At 70.0% G+C, this 15854-nt stretch carries 17 protein-coding genes and 1 tRNA gene; 7 read left to right on the top strand and 11 right to left on the bottom strand.

Translation table 11 applies throughout. The features are described from left to right. Positions 1-13: 13 nt before the first annotated feature. Positions 14-673, bottom strand: a complete 660-nt coding sequence (locus BLW44_RS04945; protein ID WP_245647421.1) for a class I SAM-dependent methyltransferase — start codon at positions 671-673, stop codon at positions 14-16. A 56-nt stretch (positions 674-729) separates the two neighbouring features. Beyond that, positions 730-1293 carry a DUF402 domain-containing protein gene (locus BLW44_RS04940; protein WP_060927250.1) on the bottom strand — a complete coding sequence of 188 codons (564 nt, stop codon included), beginning with the start codon at positions 1291-1293 and terminating at the stop codon, positions 730-732. 59 nt (positions 1294-1352) lie between these two features. Here BLW44_RS04940 and BLW44_RS04935 point away from each other — a divergent pair, with 59 nt between their 5' ends. Continuing rightward, positions 1353-2621 carry an isochorismate synthase gene (locus BLW44_RS04935; RefSeq protein ID WP_060927251.1) on the top strand — a complete coding sequence of 423 codons (1269 nt, stop codon included), beginning with the start codon at positions 1353-1355 and terminating at the stop codon, positions 2619-2621. 114 nt (positions 2622-2735) lie between these two features. On the opposite strand, the gene BLW44_RS04930 is transcribed toward BLW44_RS04935, so the two are convergent. Genes BLW44_RS04930 through BLW44_RS04915 form a run of 4 tightly spaced genes read right to left on the bottom strand, consistent with a single transcriptional unit; the run spans position 2736 to position 6171 of the window. After that, on the bottom strand, positions 2736-3578 hold the full coding sequence (locus BLW44_RS04930; protein ID WP_060927252.1) for a polyphosphate kinase 2 family protein: 843 nt from the start codon (positions 3576-3578) through the stop codon (positions 2736-2738). A 45-nt stretch (positions 3579-3623) separates the two neighbouring features. Continuing rightward, the gene (gene menD, locus BLW44_RS04925) at positions 3624-5288 is read right to left on the bottom strand and encodes a 2-succinyl-5-enolpyruvyl-6-hydroxy-3-cyclohexene-1-carboxylic-acid synthase (RefSeq protein WP_060927253.1); all 1665 of its coding nucleotides are present in this window, start codon (positions 5286-5288) and stop codon (positions 3624-3626) included. Continuing rightward, a complete protein-coding gene (locus BLW44_RS04920) occupies positions 5285-5653 on the bottom strand; it encodes a PLDc N-terminal domain-containing protein (RefSeq protein WP_060927254.1) in 369 nt (122 codons plus the stop codon). The genes menD and BLW44_RS04920 overlap by 4 nt, the downstream gene beginning before the upstream one ends. Before the next feature lie 53 nt (positions 5654-5706). After that, the gene (locus tag BLW44_RS04915) at positions 5707-6171 is read right to left on the bottom strand and encodes a MerR family transcriptional regulator (RefSeq protein ID WP_074731614.1); all 465 of its coding nucleotides are present in this window, start codon (positions 6169-6171) and stop codon (positions 5707-5709) included. A gap of 48 nt (positions 6172-6219) precedes the next feature. On the opposite strand from BLW44_RS04915, the gene BLW44_RS04910 reads away from it, so the two are divergent. After that, a complete protein-coding gene (locus BLW44_RS04910) occupies positions 6220-7197 on the top strand; it encodes an oxidoreductase (RefSeq protein WP_060927255.1) in 978 nt (325 codons plus the stop codon). Between the two features lie 24 nt (positions 7198-7221). Here BLW44_RS04910 and BLW44_RS04905 read toward each other — a convergent pair whose 3' ends face one another. Further along, positions 7222-8292 (bottom strand): PQQ-dependent sugar dehydrogenase, encoded by a 1071-nt coding sequence (locus tag BLW44_RS04905; RefSeq protein WP_074731611.1) that lies wholly within the window; start codon positions 8290-8292, stop codon positions 7222-7224. A gap of 114 nt (positions 8293-8406) precedes the next feature. Here BLW44_RS04905 and BLW44_RS04900 point away from each other — a divergent pair, with 114 nt between their 5' ends. Further along, positions 8407-9159 carry a hypothetical protein gene (locus tag BLW44_RS04900; RefSeq protein WP_060927256.1) on the top strand — a complete coding sequence of 251 codons (753 nt, stop codon included), beginning with the start codon at positions 8407-8409 and terminating at the stop codon, positions 9157-9159. 37 nt (positions 9160-9196) lie between these two features. Here BLW44_RS04900 and arfB read toward each other — a convergent pair whose 3' ends face one another. Together arfB and BLW44_RS04890 are read right to left on the bottom strand one after the other, a co-directional pair. After that, positions 9197-9637: an alternative ribosome rescue aminoacyl-tRNA hydrolase ArfB gene (gene arfB, locus BLW44_RS04895; protein WP_074731609.1), complete on the bottom strand. Its 441-nt coding sequence runs from the start codon at positions 9635-9637 to the stop codon at positions 9197-9199. Between the two features lie 32 nt (positions 9638-9669). Further along, positions 9670-10971 carry an MFS transporter gene (locus BLW44_RS04890; RefSeq protein WP_245647488.1) on the bottom strand — a complete coding sequence of 434 codons (1302 nt, stop codon included), beginning with the start codon at positions 10969-10971 and terminating at the stop codon, positions 9670-9672. Between the two features lie 71 nt (positions 10972-11042). On the opposite strand from BLW44_RS04890, the gene BLW44_RS04885 reads away from it, so the two are divergent. Beyond that, entirely contained in the window at positions 11043-11657 is a 615-nt protein-coding gene (locus BLW44_RS04885) for a TetR/AcrR family transcriptional regulator (RefSeq protein WP_060928677.1), read from the top strand. A 10-nt stretch (positions 11658-11667) separates the two neighbouring features. Here BLW44_RS04885 and BLW44_RS17965 read toward each other — a convergent pair. Beyond that, positions 11668-11743 (bottom strand) — tRNA-Met (locus BLW44_RS17965). 158 nt (positions 11744-11901) lie between these two features. Here BLW44_RS17965 and BLW44_RS04880 point away from each other — a divergent pair. Next, a complete protein-coding gene (locus tag BLW44_RS04880) occupies positions 11902-12867 on the top strand; it encodes a hypothetical protein (RefSeq protein ID WP_074732031.1) in 966 nt (321 codons plus the stop codon). On the opposite strand, the gene BLW44_RS04875 is transcribed toward BLW44_RS04880, so the two are convergent. Next, the gene (locus BLW44_RS04875) at positions 12856-13839 is read right to left on the bottom strand and encodes a helix-turn-helix transcriptional regulator (protein ID WP_060928672.1); all 984 of its coding nucleotides are present in this window, start codon (positions 13837-13839) and stop codon (positions 12856-12858) included. The genes BLW44_RS04880 and BLW44_RS04875 overlap by 12 nt on opposite strands. 61 nt (positions 13840-13900) lie before the next feature. Here BLW44_RS04875 and BLW44_RS04870 point away from each other — a divergent pair, with 61 nt between their 5' ends. Beyond that, positions 13901-14959, top strand: a complete 1059-nt coding sequence (locus BLW44_RS04870; RefSeq protein ID WP_060928671.1) for an ABC transporter ATP-binding protein — start codon at positions 13901-13903, stop codon at positions 14957-14959. Then, positions 14956-15729 (top strand): ABC transporter permease, encoded by a 774-nt coding sequence (locus tag BLW44_RS04865; RefSeq protein WP_060928670.1) that lies wholly within the window; start codon positions 14956-14958, stop codon positions 15727-15729. The genes BLW44_RS04870 and BLW44_RS04865 overlap by 4 nt, the downstream gene beginning before the upstream one ends. Positions 15730-15854 lie beyond the last annotated feature (125 nt).

The following is a 15854-nucleotide window of genomic DNA, read 5'->3' as shown; positions in this document are numbered from 1 at the left end:
GTTCGCCGCGCGCTCACGCGGCCTTGAACGCCCGGTGCAGCGCGACGATGCCGAACGAGAGGTTGCGGTACTGGACCTCGGTCCACCCCGCCTCGCGGATCCAGGCCGCGAGCTTCTTCTGATCCGGCCACTCGCGGATCGATTCGTTCAGATAGTCGTAGGCGTCGCCGTTGGTGCCCGCGACGCGGGCCACGCGCGGCAGCACCTGCGAGTTGTAGAAGCGGTAGGCCGTGCGGAACAGCGCGCCAGGCGGCGTGGAGAACTCGTTGATGACGAGCCGACCGCCCGGCTTGGTGACGCGGAGGAGCTCGCGCAGCGCCTTCTTCGGGTCGTTAACATTGCGCAGCGCATACGACATGGTGACCGCGTCGAACTCGCCGTCCGCGAAGGGCAGATCGGTCGCATCCGCCTGCACGAAGGAGAGGTTGCGCATCCCGCCGTGCCGCCGCTGCCCTTCGGCGAGCATGCCGGGCGAGAAGTCTGCGGCGACGACCTCGGCGCCGCTGCGGGCGAGGGATGCCGACGACGATGCCGTCCCTGCCCCGAGATCGAGGATCTTCTCGCCGGGCTTCGGCGCGACGGCGCGGGTCGTGGCGGCACGCCACAGCGCGTCGTTGCCGACGGTCATCGCCGTGTTCGTGCGGTCGTAGCCCTTGGCGACCTGGTCGAACATGCCGCTGACGCGGGCGGGGTCCTTGCCGAGGTCGGCGCGGTTTGCTTCGTTCGGGGTCACGAGTCCAGTCTAGGCGCGAGCTGCAGCGCCTCGAGGCGGTCGAGCCACGGATCTGCGGTGGCATCGTCGAACGGGGCGACCTGATCGCGCACGCGCTGCTCGAGGTCGAGAGCGAGGTCCTCGAGCGTGCGCATGACAGCTGCGGGATAGGCGTGCTGCGCGCTGTGCTCCGCCCACTCGTCACGGTCGTCCACCCAGGTGCCGCGCTCCCCCTCGACCCGCACGACGTCGAGGTCCATGTCGATGCCCACCGCGAGCAACGGGTCATCCGACCAGCGGACGTCCCATCCGAGGTCGATGTATATCCGCATGCCCTTCGGATGGTTGCGGTTCACGGTCAGCGCGAAGTCCGTCTGTCTCGGCACGAGGGTCACGTTCGGCCCCGCCGCGACGAAGGACGCCCCGGGGCGGGCGCTGCGCCAGCCCACCGGCTGACCGATCCAGTCGCCCCACTCGTCGGATCCGAGGTAGACGCACTCATGCCGCCAATGCTCGGAACCGTCCCATTTGCGCCACTGGAAGACCATCTCGGTGCCGGGGGCCGGCCGCGCCTCGTTCATGGACACAGCCTAGGCACCGCCTGGGACGTGCCGGATCATCGACGAACTAGGCTGGAGGCGTGAGCAGCAGGCTGGTCGTCGAGACCCGTGAGATCGATCCGATCGAGGATCTCCTGGCCTTCGCCGATCCGGCACGGCCCCTCGCGTGGCTGCGACGGGGGGACGGGATCGTCGCCGTGGGCGATGACGTCGTCGAGACGATCCGCGTGTCAGCGGGTGCAGAGTCGCTTCGCTCCGCGACGATCGCGGCGGCATGGCGCGACCTGGCCGACGGCGCGGAGATCGATGACCCGCTGGCCCTGCCCGGCACCGGCCTGGTCGCCTTCGGCGCGCTGACGTTCGACGAGTCCTCCGCGGCCGACAGCATCCTGCTCCTGCCGGCGCTCGTGATCGGCCGACACCGCGGACGCAGCTGGATGACCCGCATCCGCCGCGCGCCCGCAGCCACCCACGCCACCGCGGTCCCGACCGCCGTTCCCGAAGTCCGACCCTACGGTCCGCACTGGGCGGGCACCGTCGGCCCCGGGGCGCAGAGCCCGCAGCGCTACCAGGACTCGGTCCGCCGCGCGCTCGGACGCATCTCGGACGGCGAGCTGAGCAAGGTCGTGCTCGCCCGAGACCTCACTGGCAGCATCCCTGCCGGCTCCGATCTGCGGCGGCTGGTGCGGGCGCTGTCGACCGGTTACCCCGACACCTGGGCATTCGCGGTCGACGGACTGATCGGCGCGAGCCCCGAGACGCTCGTGACCGTACAGCAGCGCACGGTCACGGCCCGCGTGCTGGCCGGCACGATCGGCCGCGGCGCGGATGCGGACGCCGACACCGCGGCATCCGCTCATCTGGCCTCCAGCACCAAGGATCTGGATGAGCACGAGTACGCCGTGCAGAGCGTGCTCGCCTCGCTCCGCCCGCACACGAGGGCGCTCGCGGCGAGCGAGCAGCCGTTCCTGCTGAAGCTGCCCAACCTCTTCCATCTGGCCACCGACGTCGAGGGGGAGCTGGCCGACGGCGGCTCCGCTCTCGACCTCATCGGCGCGCTGCATCCGACCGCTGCCGTGGCCGGCACTCCGACCGCAGCGGCGATCGCCGCCATTCGGGAGCTCGAGCCGTTCGACCGCGGACGCTATGCAGGACCGGTCGGCTGGGTCGATGCGGACGGCAACGGCGAATGGGCGATCGCACTGCGCTGCGCGCAGTTCTCCCCCGCCGCGCAGGACATCGCCGTCACCGCCTACGCCGGTGCGGGGATCGTGGCGGGCTCGGATCCGGAATCGGAACTCCTCGAGACACGGGTGAAGTTCCGCCCGCTGGTCGACGCGCTCGCCTGAGTCTCGGCCCCGTCGCGTTCACGATTCAGCATGGATATGGGCGAGTTGGCTCGCGTGGCCGCTTCTGGTCTCCTCGACCGCGCTCATGCTGAATCGTGAACGCGACTCGACCGTTCAGCTCGCGGCGAGGCGCTTCTTCTCGGCCTCGACGTCGAAGTCGGCGGCCGGCCACTGCGGATCGATCTGCTGCAGCGCGTCGAGCAGCAGTTCCTGCACAGCGAGGCGGGCGAACCACTTGTGATCGGCCGGCACCACGTGCCAGGGCGCCTGAGCGGTCGAGGTCCGCTCGAACACCGTCTGATATGCGGCCATGTATTGGTCCCACAGCATCCGCTCGTCGACGTCGCCGGGGTTGTACTTCCAGTGTTTGTCCGGCCGCTCGAGCCGCTCCATCAGCCTCGCCTTCTGCTCCTCCGGCGAGATGTGCAGCATCACCTTCACGATCCTCGTCCCCGCGGCTGCGACCTCGGCTTCGAAGGCATTGATCGCGTCATAACGGCGCTCGATCTCCTCGGCCGACGCCAGCGATCGCACCCGCCCGATCAGCACGTCCTCGTAGTGCGAACGGTCGAAGACGCCGATGAAGCCGGGCTCGGGAAGTCGCCGCTCGATCCGCCACAGGAAGTCGTGCCGGCGCTCCTCCTCGGTGGGTGCCTTGAACGCGGTGAGCGCCACGCCCTGCGGATCGACCCCTCCGACGACGTGACGCACGATCCCGCCCTTGCCGGCCGAATCCATCGCCTGCAGGATCAGCAGCACCGAGTCCTGGGCGACCCCGACGCGGCTCTCCGCGAACAGCCGCTCCTGCAGCTCGTTCAGCTCGTCGAGCCCCACCTGGAGGTCGCGCTTCCCGTCGGCCTTCACCCCGGAGTACCCGGGGGTGCTCCGCGGGTCCACCTCCGAGAGCTGGAATCCCTCGCCGACCCGGAGAATCTTGGCCCACTCATGCGCTGTCATGCGTTCATCCTGCCACCGCGCACCCCGACGGCGGCAGTGGCGGGATCAGCGGTCGAGCGGAACCTCGATCAGCTGGCGGCCGGCGGCGGGCGTCGTCAGTGCCTGATCGAGCGCGGTGCGCGTGGTGACGCGGTGATACTCCCACCCGTAGGCGAGGGCCAGCTGCTCGAGGCGCACGGTGTGCGGCGTGTAGAACGCGCGGTCGAGGTCGGCCCGCGCCGCTGTCTCCCCCACCTCGAGACCGTCGAAGATCGTGCCACCGCCGTCGTTGCCGACGATGACCTGGAGCCGCGGCTCCGCTTCGTCCGGCGGCAGCAGCAGGGCGCCGACGTCGTGCAGGAACGCGAGGTCGCCGAGCAGCACTCGGGTCACGCCCGGCGCGCCGGACGCCTGACTCGCGAGTGCGATCCCCGTCGCGGTGGCGATCGTCCCGTCGATTCCGGCGAGGCCGCGGTTGGCGTGCACCGGCACCTTCTTGCCGCCGAGCAGAGCGTCCGCCACGCGGACGAGCCTCGACGAGCCGAACATGAGGCGATCGTGCGGCCAGGTCGCTCGCCACACGGCGTCGACGAGGAGGGCGCGATTCAGCGGGCGGCGCACGGCGTCCAGCTCGGCGTTGACGGCGTCGCGCCGCGCAGTGAAGTCGCTGGAGGCGAGCCCCTCGGTGTCCGGAGCGCGTTCGCTGAGGTCGACCACCTGCGCAGCCGACGCCACCATCCATGCCCCGAGCCACTCGCGGTCCGCCGGTCCGGGAGCCACGGAGACGGATGCCGTCGGCGTGGTGCGACCGTTGAGATTCAGCTCCTCGCCGCCCCGCCGCAGCGCGATCACGTCGACGTCGGTACGCGAGAGCAGTCGGGCCACTTCACGACTCAGCGTCGGGTGACCGAGCACGACCGCGCGCTCGATTCGACCGCCGAGCTCGTCGTCGTCGAGCAGCGCGCGATAGCCGTGCACGATCTGACGCCCGAACCGGGCGCCGCTCACGATCTCTGCGATGAGCGGCCAGGAGCCGACGTGGGCGATCTCCTCGGCATCCGCTCCGGCATCCGCCCCGGCGATGACGACGGTCCGAGGTCCGCGGGAGAGCACGAGCGGCTCGGCGGCGCTCGTGCTGGGGGGCTCGCCTGGTACGAGCGGGAGCACGGGGAAGTCACCGGACAGCGGCTCGCGGGACGGCAGGTTCAGATGCACCGGGCCGCGCACACCGGGCAACCCGTAAGGCGCATCCGCGCCCAGAGCGACCGCGACGGCACGAGCGGCGAGACCCGACCAGTCGGCCTCGCCCGGTACCGGAGCGTCGATCTGCTCCCGCACCCAGAGGCCGAACATCCCTGGCTGAGAGGTCGCCTGGTTCGCCCCGACCCCGCGGAGCTCCGGCGGACGATCGGCGGTGAGCAGCAGCAGGGGGATGCCGGAGTGGAAGGCCTCCATGGCGGCAGGGAGGAGGTTCGCCGCCGCCGTGCCAGACGTGCAGAGCACCGCAGCGGGTACCCCGGTCTCCCGCGAGAGGCCGAGGGCGGTGAATCCGGCGACGCGCTCGTCGATGCGCACGTGCAGACGCAGCGCCCCCTCATTCGCCGCATGCACAGCGGCGAGTGCGAGTGCCTGCGATCGCGACCCCGGTGAGAGCACGAGGTCGCGCACCCCGTGGCCGATGAGGTCTGCGATCAGGGATGCCGCGGCATCCGTCGCCGGGGATGCCGTCACGGACGCGGATCCGGCGTGGTGCCGTCGTGCGTGGTTCCGTCGTCGGTCTCGTCCTCGAGGCGGGCGAGCTCCTCCTCGAGCCGACGGATGCGGGCATCCTGCTCGCTCTTGCTGATGCTGCGGAGGAACTGGGGGTCGTCGTCGGGAGCGATGAGCCGGATCTCGCCGCTGGAGTCGTTCGCTCGACGGCGGCCGATCGTGAACCAGAGGATGCCGCCGATGACGGGGATGATGACGACGATGGCGATCCAGGCGGCCTTGGGCACGCCGCGGTGCCGCGTCGCCGGCTGCACCGCGCAGTCGACGATGCTGTACACCCAGAAGATGGCGGCCAGGAAGCCGCCCACGATCAACAGTCTCGCCACCTCTCCAGTGTAGGCGGGCCAGGGCGCTCCGGCTCGGCGTGAACGACTGAGACTCAGCCGGCGGCGGCCACCACGCCGTCCACACCCTCGTCGACGGCCGATCCCGCCGCACCGAACGGATCGATCCCCCGAGCCACCAGCGCGTCCTGGTACGCCAGGCTCTTGCCGCGGATCACCTCGCGGCAGGCGATCAGCGTCTCGATCTGCGCGTCGAGCGAGCGCTCGTGGGCACGCAGCAGAGCGAGCCTGTCCGTCTCGTTCCCGCTGCCGGCACGGACGAGCGCTGCATAGTCGCGCAGCACCGCGATCGGGGCCCCCGACTCGCGCAGCCGCCCGAGCAGAGCGAGCCACGCGAGAGAGTCGTGGGCGTACTCCCGGCGTCCACCGGGCGTGCGTGGCACGTCGCGCGGGAAGAGCCCCTCGGACTCGTACCACCGCAGCGTGTGCACGGAGACACCGGCCAGCCGGGCGAGTTCGCCGATGCTGTAGGTGCGTGCGGCATCGATCGGTTCGTCCATCCGTGGCCTCCTTGACTTCGAGTGCACTCTAGATCGTACGGTCGGATCATGACAGCTCCTCTCGACATGATCGCCCGTCAGCAGCCGCTCGCCTCGCCGTTCGGATACCGCTCGACCGCCGCCGAGGTGATCGCGGGCACGGACCTCGCCGGCAGAACCGCGATCGTCACCGGCGGATACTCCGGTCTCGGTCTCGAGACGGTGCGAGCACTGGCGGATGCCGGCGTGCACGTGATCGTCCCGGCCCGTCGGCAGGAGGTGGCACAGCAGGCTCTGACGGGGATCGCCGACGTCGAGGTCAGGGCCGCCGACCTCGGCGACCTCGACTCGGTCGCGGCGTTCACCCGATCCGTGCGGGACGACGGTCGGCCGATCGACCTGGTCCTCAACGTCGCCGGGATCATGGCCACTCCGTTCGCGCACACCGCTCAGGGGTTCGAATCCCAGTTCGGCACCAACCATCTCGGCCACTTCGCGCTCGTCGGCGGGGTCGCCGACCTGCTGTCCGACGGCGCCCGGGTGATCTCCTATTCCTCCGGCGGCCACTTCCGCTCGCCGGTGCGCTTCGACGACATCGACTTCGCCACGACGCCGTACGACCCCTGGGTCGCCTACGGGCAGTCGAAGACCGCCAACGCCCTGTTCGCGATCGGACTCGCACGGCGGGGAGCGAAACGCGGCATCCTCGCATTCTCCGTGCATCCCGGAGGGATCATGACCGAGCTGCAGCGGCACGTCCCCCGGGAGGAGCTGCTCTCGCGCGGCTGGATCGACGAGGACGGCACCCCGAACCCGCGCTTCAAGACGCCGGAGCAGGGAGCGTCGACCGGTCTCTGGGCGGCGACCGCCGCCGAGCTCGCGCCTCGCAGCGGGGCGTACTGCGAAGACTGCTCGATCAAGGGGATCGTCCCGCCCGAGCACAGCGACATGACCACCGGCGGGGTGAAGGAGTGGGCGATCGATCCCGAGGCGGCAGAGCGCCTCTGGGCGCTGTCGGTCACGGCCACCGGAGTCGACGGGTTCTGAGGCGTCTGCTGAGCTGAGCGCTGCTCAGTCCCGGCCGAGGCGGAGGATGCGGTCGTCCCCCTCGGCGGGACTGCCCCGCCCGTCGGTGTTGTTCGTGAGGATCCAGAACGTGCCGCCGGCACCGACGACGACGTCTCGGAGTCGTCCGAACTCCCCCGTGAACTGCTCCGTGCTCGCGGTCAGGTCGTCGAGCGGCACGATGCGCAGGCGCTCGCCGCGCAGGTTCGCGATCACGATGTCGGACCCGGTCACCGCCATGCCACTCGGACTCGCTGCGTCCGGCCGCCACTGCTGCACGGGATCGATGAACGCGCTGTCCTCCGCGATGCCCTCCACTGCGGGCCAGCCGTAGTCGCCACCGGGCTCGATGACGTTGAGCTCGTCCCAGGTGTCCTGTCCGAACTCGGTCGCGAACATCCTGCCCTCCGCATCCCAGGCGATGCCCTGCGGGTTGCGATGCCCGTAGCTGTAGACGGGTGACCCTTCGAACGGGTTGTCGTCGGGGATCCCGCCCGTGGGAGTGAGCCGGAGAATCTTCCCGCCGAGTGAATCGAGGTCCTGCGCGCTCTCCCGGTCTCCGGCATCGCCGGTGGTGACGTACAGCATCCCGTCAGGGCCGAAGGCGATCCGACCCCCGTTGTGGTTCCCGGCGGCGGGGATGCCGTCGATCACCGTGGTGGCGGCGCCGAGCGACAGATCCCCCGGGGCACCGGAGAGCGGTCGGCGCTCCACGCGATTCCCGCTGCGCGCGGTGGAGTACGAGTACACCTCCCCGTCGTGCACGGCGAGCCCGAGCAGACCTCCCTCGCCTCCCGGCGTGACGCCGTCGATGATCCCCACCTCGCGCGTTTCGCCGTCCTCGGCGATCTCGAGCACGCGGCCGCTGTCGCGCTCGCTGACGAGAGCCACACCGTCGTGGAACGCGATCGACCACGGCACGTCGAGGCCCTCGACGAACGACTCCGGCGCCGGCACTGATGTGGCGGTCGGCTCGGTGGAGCACGAGGCCAGAGCCATCAGGGCGAGGACGGATGCCGCGGCGAGGACCGCGCGACGAGGCGGACGAGCGGCGGCGGACGAGGGAGCGAGCGGCATACGTCCATCCAACGCCGGATCGCTGTCGAGCGACAGCGCTGCTGCGGCGAGCGCGGAAGATCGCCGTCGAGACAGGCCGTATCGGCGCGGCGCCGCGAGGAGCACAATACCGATATGAGCGACGGCTCTTCGCTGGAGCACCCCACCCCCGGACGTGGGCAGCCCCCGGCATCCGATGACGAGAGCACACCGCCACCGAGCGAATCGGATGCGGCGCTGGGGCGGCGCGCCCAGCTGCTCGCGACCGAGCACTGGGGCCTGCTCGCCGCCCGCAGCACGGCACAGAGCGAGGTGCTGTCGCGGATCACGATCTTCCTGACCCTGGTCTCCGCAGGCCTCGTGACGATCGGGCTCCTCGGGCAGGCGTCCGACTTCCGCGGGTGGTTCGGCGGCGCCTCGCTCGCGATCCTCGCCTTCCTCTCCCTCATCGGCTTCATGACGCAGGTGCGGGTGATGAACGTCTCGGAGGAGGACATGATGTACGTCGTCGCGATGAACCGCATCCGCGGCGCGTACGTCGACCTGGATCCGGTCGTGGAGGAGGTGTTCCTCGCGTCGCCGTTCGACGACGAACCGGGCATGAAGCGCACCTACTCCTTCCTGCGACCGCGCGGCGTGAGCATCCTTCTCGGCAGCTCGGTGATGCTGCTGATCGTCGTGAACGCGTGCGTCGTGGGTCTCCTCGTCGGGTCGGCGATCATCGCCGGCGGGGGAGATTTCGCGGCCGCGGTCACCTTCGGCTCGATCGCGGGCGTGCTGCTCGCGGCAGGCTTCATGACCTTCGGGGGTGTGGGCTTCCGCTGGGCGTGGAATCATCACGTCCCCCGGCGCAGCACGCCGGAAGTCGCCCGCCGGTCACTACGCTGAGCAGGAAGACCCGCTGCCCAGGCACCCGCATCCGATCTCAGCCCTCGCGCGGAGGCTTGCGGAGCTGCTTGACGTCGGTGCGTCGCTGCTTCGCCTTCAACCGCCGCTCCGTCGAGCCACGACTCGGCTTCGTCGGTCGGCGCGTCGGCGACGGCGGCCGGAGCGCCTCGGCGACCAGGGAGGCGAGCCGCTCCCGCGCCGCATCCCGGTTGCGCAGCTGCGCGCGGTGCTCGGACGCGGCGATCGTCAGCACGCCGTTCACCAGTCGGCCGCCGAGGCGATCGAGGATGCGCTCGCGCTGGTGCGGGGTGAGCGCGGAGCTCCCCGCCGCATCCCAGAGCAGCTCGACCCGCGAGTCGGCCGTGTTGACGCCCTGCCCGCCCGGGCCGGACGACCGCGAGAACCGCCACGAGAGCTCGGCCTCGGGGATCGTCAGACCCGACGAGATCCGCAGTCCGGGGCGATGAGGGGCGGCCATGGATCCATCATCCCCGATGCGGCGGACGCCGGTCAGCTGCGAGCTTCTGCTGCCGCCGGCGCGGTGTCGCCGGTCGCGGCGTCAGCGCCCGACTCTCGAGCCCCCGCCTTCGCGGTGTTCGCGATGTGCGCACGGGAGACGACGAGGACCGCGACGATCATCAGCGCGACACCGAGCCAGTACGGTGCCGCATGGCTGACGGTAACGTACAGCGCCCCGGCGATCAGCGGAGCGGCCGTGTTCATCGCCGCATTGAGCGACTGGGTGACTCCGCCGAGCCATCCCTGCTCGTCGGCACCCACGGCGTTCGACATCGCGCCGTCCATGGCAGCCGTGGCCGCGCCCTGCCCTGCGGCGAGCATCAGCGCGCCGAGGATGAACACCCACGGCTGGGTGAAGACCGAGGCGACCAGTGCGAGGCCGGTGAGTCCGATCGTCTGGGCGACGATTCCGCTGATGATGACGCCGCGCTCGCCGATGCGAGGCAGCAGGATGCCCAGCAGCACTCCCTGGATGACGATGTCGATGATGCCGACCGCCGCCGTGAGGAGGCCGATCTGCGTCGGACCCCACTGGATCGAATCCAGCGCGAGGACGCTGAAGTTGTTGACGAAGAATCCGAACGGCAGGGCGAGCAGGGCGAATCCGATGAGCAGGCCTCGGAGCTCCGTGCGCCGGAAGGCCTCCCGGAAGACGCCGAAAGGCTGGATCTCACGCAGCGAGATGCGCGCGATCCGGTTCTCGGGCGCAAGGCTCTCGGGCAGCAGGAAGATGCTGAGGATGGCGATCGTCAGCGCGACGGCCGCGGTGAGGAAGACGGGGAGCTGCAGGCTCACGGCCGCGAGCAGGCCGCCGATCGCAGGGCCGATCATCATGCCGATGCCGGAGAGGGCGCCGAGGAGGCCGAACCGCTGCGCGCGCTTCTCGGGTGGGGTGATGTCGGCAAGGTAGGCGAACAGCGCCGGAAGGTCTCCGGCGGTGAGCCCCTGGATCACGCGAGCCAGGACGAGCACCCAGATCGCTCCTCCGATGCCGAACAGCGCCATCGCGAACGCGGCGCCGAAGGCGGCTCCGATGATGACGGGCCGTCGGCCGAAGCGGTCGGAGAGGCGGCCGAGGAACGGCGCGACCAGGAAGGCGCACAGGCCGTTGATCGCCTCGAGGACGCCGACCCAGAGCGCGAGTTCGCCCTCGTGCGACACGTACTGCAGGACGACGAAGGGAAGGACAGGGAGGACGACGGTCATGCCGACGACGGTGAGCATCGTCAGGACGATGAGCATGGTCCAGGCGCGCTTTTCGCTGCGCGCAGGCGGGTTTATAAGTGAAGTCACTCCAAAACTGTATCAATACCAGTTTTGTTGTCAAACCAGTTCTGGATCGGATCCGCGATATGGTGGTGGGCATGACGAATGCCGTGCCACTCGGACGCCGTGAACGCAAGAAGGCCGCTACCCGCAAGGCGATCTCGGATGTCGCGACGATGATGTTCCTCGAGCGCGGCTTCGACAACGTCAGCATCCGGGAGGTGGCGGATGCCGCCGATGTCTCCCCCACGACCGTGTTCGCGCACTTCGCCCAGAAGGAGGCGCTCGTCTTCGACGAGGACGACGAGCAGCGCGACCGACTGGTATCGGCGGTCAGCGGCCGCGCGCCAGGCGTCACGGTCAATCGGGCGATCCACGACTTCTACACCGCCGAAGTCCGCGAGAACCTCGCCGAGCACGGCCAGGACGTGTCGCGGGTCTTCGCCCGCTTCCTCAACGAGACGCCCGCTCTGCGCGAGTACGCCGCGAAGATGTGGCTGCGGCACGAGGACGCCCTCTCGGACGCGATCGCGCACGAGCTCGGACTGAGCGAGGCGACCCCTGAGATCCGCGTGTACTCACGATTCGTGCTGCAGATGCAGCTGCTCGTGAACGAGAGCGACGACCCGCTCGGCATCCTCGAGGCCGGCTTCACGGTGCTCGAGGGCGGGTGGGCCCCGATCGAGGCGCGGATCGCCGAGGGCGGCGCCTGACGGGAGCAAGTGGACGCGACGGCGGGAGTCGAACCCGCAACGCCATCAGGTATGAACTGTGGCCCGGGACCGCCCGGATCGCCGCGATGAGACCGACGCTACCGGCCGGCCGACCGGAAGGCCAGGAACGTTGCGGGGGTTGACACAGTGAGTCCCGAGATGACGGATGCCGTCACGCGGCGTCATCCGCACGGCCATCGGTTCGGCATCCGCCCCTGTCGTCCGTGCGGTGTACGGTCGCCTCATGGCCGTCGCTGAGGACCTCGCCCCCACCAGCCTGAAGACCCACCGCTACCTGCGCCTGTCGCTGGTGCTGATCGTGTTCACGTTGCTTCTCAGCGTCGCCCTGCAGAGCATCGTCGTGTCGTGGGAGCCGCTGCTGTTCGGCTGGCGCCCGCTCTCCTCGATCAGCCACGCCTTCTACACGCCGGCGCGCGACGTCTTCGTCGGGACGCTGATGGCGGCATCCATCGCCCTGCTCGCGCTCTCGGGTCGCAGTCGATCGACGACCCTGCTCGACATCTGTGCGATCTTCGCACCGCTCATCGCGATCGTGCCCACAGGAATCGCCGACACCCGCGCGGTCGGCGAGATCCCATGCCCGACGGCCTCGGAATGCATCCCGACCGAGTACGTGGGCGGCGCCAAGGCCGGGATCGCCGTCTACACCGTGGTGGTCGTCGTCGTGGTCGTCACGATGGCCGTGATCCGTCGCCACCCCCGCACGCGCGACACCGCGGGAGTCGCCGCCCGCGGCAGTGCCCGGTCGGCGACACTGGTGTCGATCATCGCGCTCGTCACCGCGGGCACCGTGACCGTACTCGCCTTCTCCCCCGCCCTGAAGGACGGTTTCCCGTTCAACCTCTGGCCCGTGGGCAGCATCCATTTCGCCGCGACCCTGCTGTTCTTCGGCGTCTTCGCCGCCGTTCCGATCCTGCACGCCGGCGGTCCGGTGGAGCCGGGCGAGACACCGCCCTCGCCGCGCCAGCGCGCGATCTACCGCTGGATCGCCGGCCTGCTCATCGTCGACCTCGTGGTGCTCGTGGCCGCTCTGCTGTTCCGGCAGGTGTTCGGCGAGACTCCCGTCGTGCTGATCGGCGAGGCCGTGGCGCTGGCGCTGTTCGCCGCGTTCTGGTGGGTGCAGACCTTCCAGCGCTGGGACGATCCGAACGCGCCGTCGCTCATCGGCCGGGTGTCCTCACGGACGTGACGACGGCGGTGCGTCGAGCGCCCTCTGCAGCCGACCCAGCGCTTCCCTGAGCGCGGTGCGCTCCGGTTCCGGGAACGTCGTCGTGTACTCGACCCCTTCGGGGATCCACAGCAGCGCGTACATCGCCTCCCGCCAGTCCGAGCCGCCGAAGGGCCAGCGCGTGCGGGTCTCGCCGTCCGGCGTCGCACCGTCGGACCAGGGCCCGAAGATCTCCTGCATGGCGGGGAAGGGAAGCTCCATCACGGCATCCGCTTCGATCTTCTGCGGCGACCATGAGGCGGCGATGAGCACACGCTCGTCGATCTCCTCCGGTGTGAGGGGGCGGCGGTCGAACAGCACCCTGGTGTGCTCGACGGCCTCGATGCGGTCGACGCGGAACGTCCGCCAATCGTCGCGGTCGAGATCCCAGCACAGCAGGAACCACTTGCGCCCAGACGGGGCCAGCGCATGCGGCTCCACCCGGCGCGTGCTCTCGGAGCCCTCTCGGTCGACGTAGCGCAGACGCAGGCGCTCCTGGTCGCGCGTGGCGAGCGCGATCTCTCCCAGCACGACGGGCGACACGACCGGCCCGTCGCCCATACGAGGGGACTGCACGGAAGCCGCGAGCGCGTTGACACGGCGGCGCAACGGCGACGGGAGCACCTGCTCGAGCTTCGCGAGGGCGGTGAGGGTCACCTCGGGTCCGCCGACCAACTGCTGCGTCGCCGCGACACGCAATCCGATCGCCATGGTCACCGCCTCGTCATCGGTGAGCAGCAGCGGGGGCACGGCGCTGCCCGCCTCCAGCCGATATCCACCTGCGGCACCCGGGATCGACTCGACCCGGTAGCCGAGCTCCCGGAGTCGGTCGACATCGCGCCGCACAGTCCGCTCGGTGACGCCGAGACGTGTCGCGAGCTCGGCGCCCGGCCAGTGCCGATGCGTCTGCAGCAGGTTGAGCAGTGCGAGAGCGCGAGTGGTGGTGTCGGACATGCCTCCAGATTGGCAGACATCGCGGACAGGATCTGTCCTGGTTCCTTCCTACGCTCGCCTCATGTCCCACGAACACATCATCGAATCGGAGGGCCTGACCAAGGTCTTCACCGTCAAGAAGAAGTCGGTCGACGCGGTCACCGACCTCTCCTTCACCGCGGTCCGCGGCGAGCTCGTCGCCTTCCTCGGCCCGAACGGCGCCGGCAAGTCCACGAGCCTGCGGATGCTGACCACACTGATCCCGCCCACCTCCGGCACCGCTCGCGTGGTCGGCCAGGACATCCGCACGGACTCCGCAGGCGTCCGCGCGCGCATCGGGTACGTCGGCCAGCTCACCAGCGGCAGCTTCTCGCAGCGGGTGCGCGACGAACTGCTCAGTCAGGGCGCCTTCTACGGCATGACGCGGCGCGACAGCATCCGTCGTGCCGACGAGCTGATCGAATCGCTCGACCTCGCGTCGTTCGCGACGCGGTCGGTCCAGCAGCTGAGCGGAGGCCAGAAGCGGCGACTCGACATCGCGCTCGGACTCATGCACGCCCCGCCGCTGATCTTCCTCGACGAGCCCTCGACCGGACTCGATCCGCAGAGCAGGGCGAACCTGTGGGAGCACATCCTCGACCTGCGCACCCAGCACGGGACGACGGTCTTCCTGACGACCCACTACCTCGAGGAGGCAGATCGGTACGCCGAGCGCGTCATGGTCATGGACAAGGGCAGGATCATCGCCGACGACGATGCCGCCTCCCTCAAGGCCACCCTCGCCGGCGACGTGCTCACGTTCGGCTTCGCGAGCGAGGCGGATGCCGTGAACGCCCGCCCTGTCGTCGCCCGCCTCAGCACGGCCGAGGTGTCGCTGGACGGCGACTCGCTCTCCCTCGCCGTGCCGGACGGCGATCGCCTGCTTCCGGTGGTCGTCCGGGAGCTGGATGCCGCGGGCATCCTCGTCCGTCGGGCCACCGGTGTCCCACCCACCCTGGACGACGTCTTCCTCGCGCTGACCGGTCGCACGCTGCGCGAAGCGGGCGAGGGCGGAGCGGACGCATCCGACACCGACGCCGCCGGCGACGCCGACCCCGTCGCGACCGACAAGACCGCCGCCCAGACAGGAGCCCTCTCATGACCGACACGCTCGTGCGCCCGAATCTCGTGCGCGACACCAGAAACGTCCTCACCCGCGAGCTCCGGCCGGTGCTGCGCGACCCCTTCACCCTGATCTTCAGCCTGCTGCAGCCGCTGGTCTTCCTCGGCCTGTTCGCACCGCTGCTGATCGGCGGATCCGGTCAGCCCGCGGGCGAGACCCTCGCCTGGTTCGTGCCAGGGGTGCTGGTGATGATCGTGCTGTTCGGCACCGGCGCCACCGGCTCGAACCTCCAATACGAGATGATGACCGGATCACATGAGCGGACCCTCGTCGCCCCGCTCGCCCGCTCGTCGCTGCTCGTCGGCCGTGCGCTCAAGGAGATCGCGCCCATCGTGGTGCAGGCGCTCGTCATCGTGCTGATCGCCTGGCCGTTCGGCTTCGCGATCAACCTGCCCGGACTGCTCATCGGACTCGCCCTGCTGGCCGTCTTCGGTGTCGGGCTCGGCTCGCTGTCGTACTCGCTCGCACTCGCCACCAAGGATCGCGAGTGGCTGTTCTGGGGAGTCCAGCAGTCGCTGATCTTCCCGCTGCTGATCCTCTCGGGCATGCTCCTCCCCCTCGACGACGGCCCAGCCTGGATGCGGGCGGTCGCCTCGGTGAACCCGGTCAACTGGGTCGTCCAGGCCGAGCGCGCGCTGTTCGCGGGCGACCTCGGCGACATCACCGTGCTGTGGGGCTGGCTCTCGGCGCTGGCCGTGGCCGTCGTCGGGCTCGCGGTCGGTGTGCGGGCGATCCGTCGCAGCAGCTGATCGCACGGAGAACCCGGACGAAGCAGCGCGCTGTCGGCGAGTCGGGATCCGACTCGCCGACAGCGGCGTGACTGGTCCGCGGTTTCCGTCCGGCGGCGGATGGCGCGGGACCAGCGCGGAACCGG

This window comes from Microbacterium hydrocarbonoxydans (genome assembly GCF_900105205.1).
GTDB lineage: Bacteria > Actinomycetota > Actinomycetes > Actinomycetales > Microbacteriaceae > Microbacterium > Microbacterium hydrocarbonoxydans.
This window is presented reverse-complemented; position numbering and strand designations above follow the sequence as displayed.

Excerpts from the sequence above, each read along its gene's own strand:
- BLW44_RS04900 (WP_060927256.1), top strand. The coding sequence starts at position 8,407 with ATGAGCGACGGCTCTTCGCTGGAGCACCCCACCCCCGGACGTGGGCAG.
- BLW44_RS04885 (WP_060928677.1), top strand. The coding sequence starts at position 11,043 with ATGACGAATGCCGTGCCACTCGGACGCCGTGAACGCAAGAAGGCCGCT.
- BLW44_RS04910 (WP_060927255.1), top strand. The coding sequence starts at position 6,220 with ATGACAGCTCCTCTCGACATGATCGCCCGTCAGCAGCCGCTCGCCTCG.
- BLW44_RS04880 (WP_074732031.1), top strand. The coding sequence starts at position 11,902 with ATGGCCGTCGCTGAGGACCTCGCCCCCACCAGCCTGAAGACCCACCGC.
- BLW44_RS04945 (WP_245647421.1), bottom strand. The coding sequence starts at position 673 with ATGTTCGACCAGGTCGCCAAGGGCTACGACCGCACGAACACGGCGATG.
- arfB (WP_074731609.1), bottom strand. The coding sequence starts at position 9,637 with ATGGCCGCCCCTCATCGCCCCGGACTGCGGATCTCGTCGGGTCTGACG.
- BLW44_RS04940 (WP_060927250.1), bottom strand. The coding sequence starts at position 1,293 with ATGAACGAGGCGCGGCCGGCCCCCGGCACCGAGATGGTCTTCCAGTGG.
- BLW44_RS04915 (WP_074731614.1), bottom strand. The coding sequence starts at position 6,171 with ATGGACGAACCGATCGATGCCGCACGCACCTACAGCATCGGCGAACTC.
- BLW44_RS04875 (WP_060928672.1), bottom strand. The coding sequence starts at position 13,839 with ATGTCCGACACCACCACTCGCGCTCTCGCACTGCTCAACCTGCTGCAG.
- BLW44_RS04870 (WP_060928671.1), top strand. The coding sequence starts at position 13,901 with ATGTCCCACGAACACATCATCGAATCGGAGGGCCTGACCAAGGTCTTC.
- BLW44_RS04905 (WP_074731611.1), bottom strand. The coding sequence starts at position 8,292 with ATGCCGCTCGCTCCCTCGTCCGCCGCCGCTCGTCCGCCTCGTCGCGCG.
- BLW44_RS04930 (WP_060927252.1), bottom strand. The coding sequence starts at position 3,578 with ATGACAGCGCATGAGTGGGCCAAGATTCTCCGGGTCGGCGAGGGATTC.
- BLW44_RS04865 (WP_060928670.1), top strand. The coding sequence starts at position 14,956 with ATGACCGACACGCTCGTGCGCCCGAATCTCGTGCGCGACACCAGAAAC.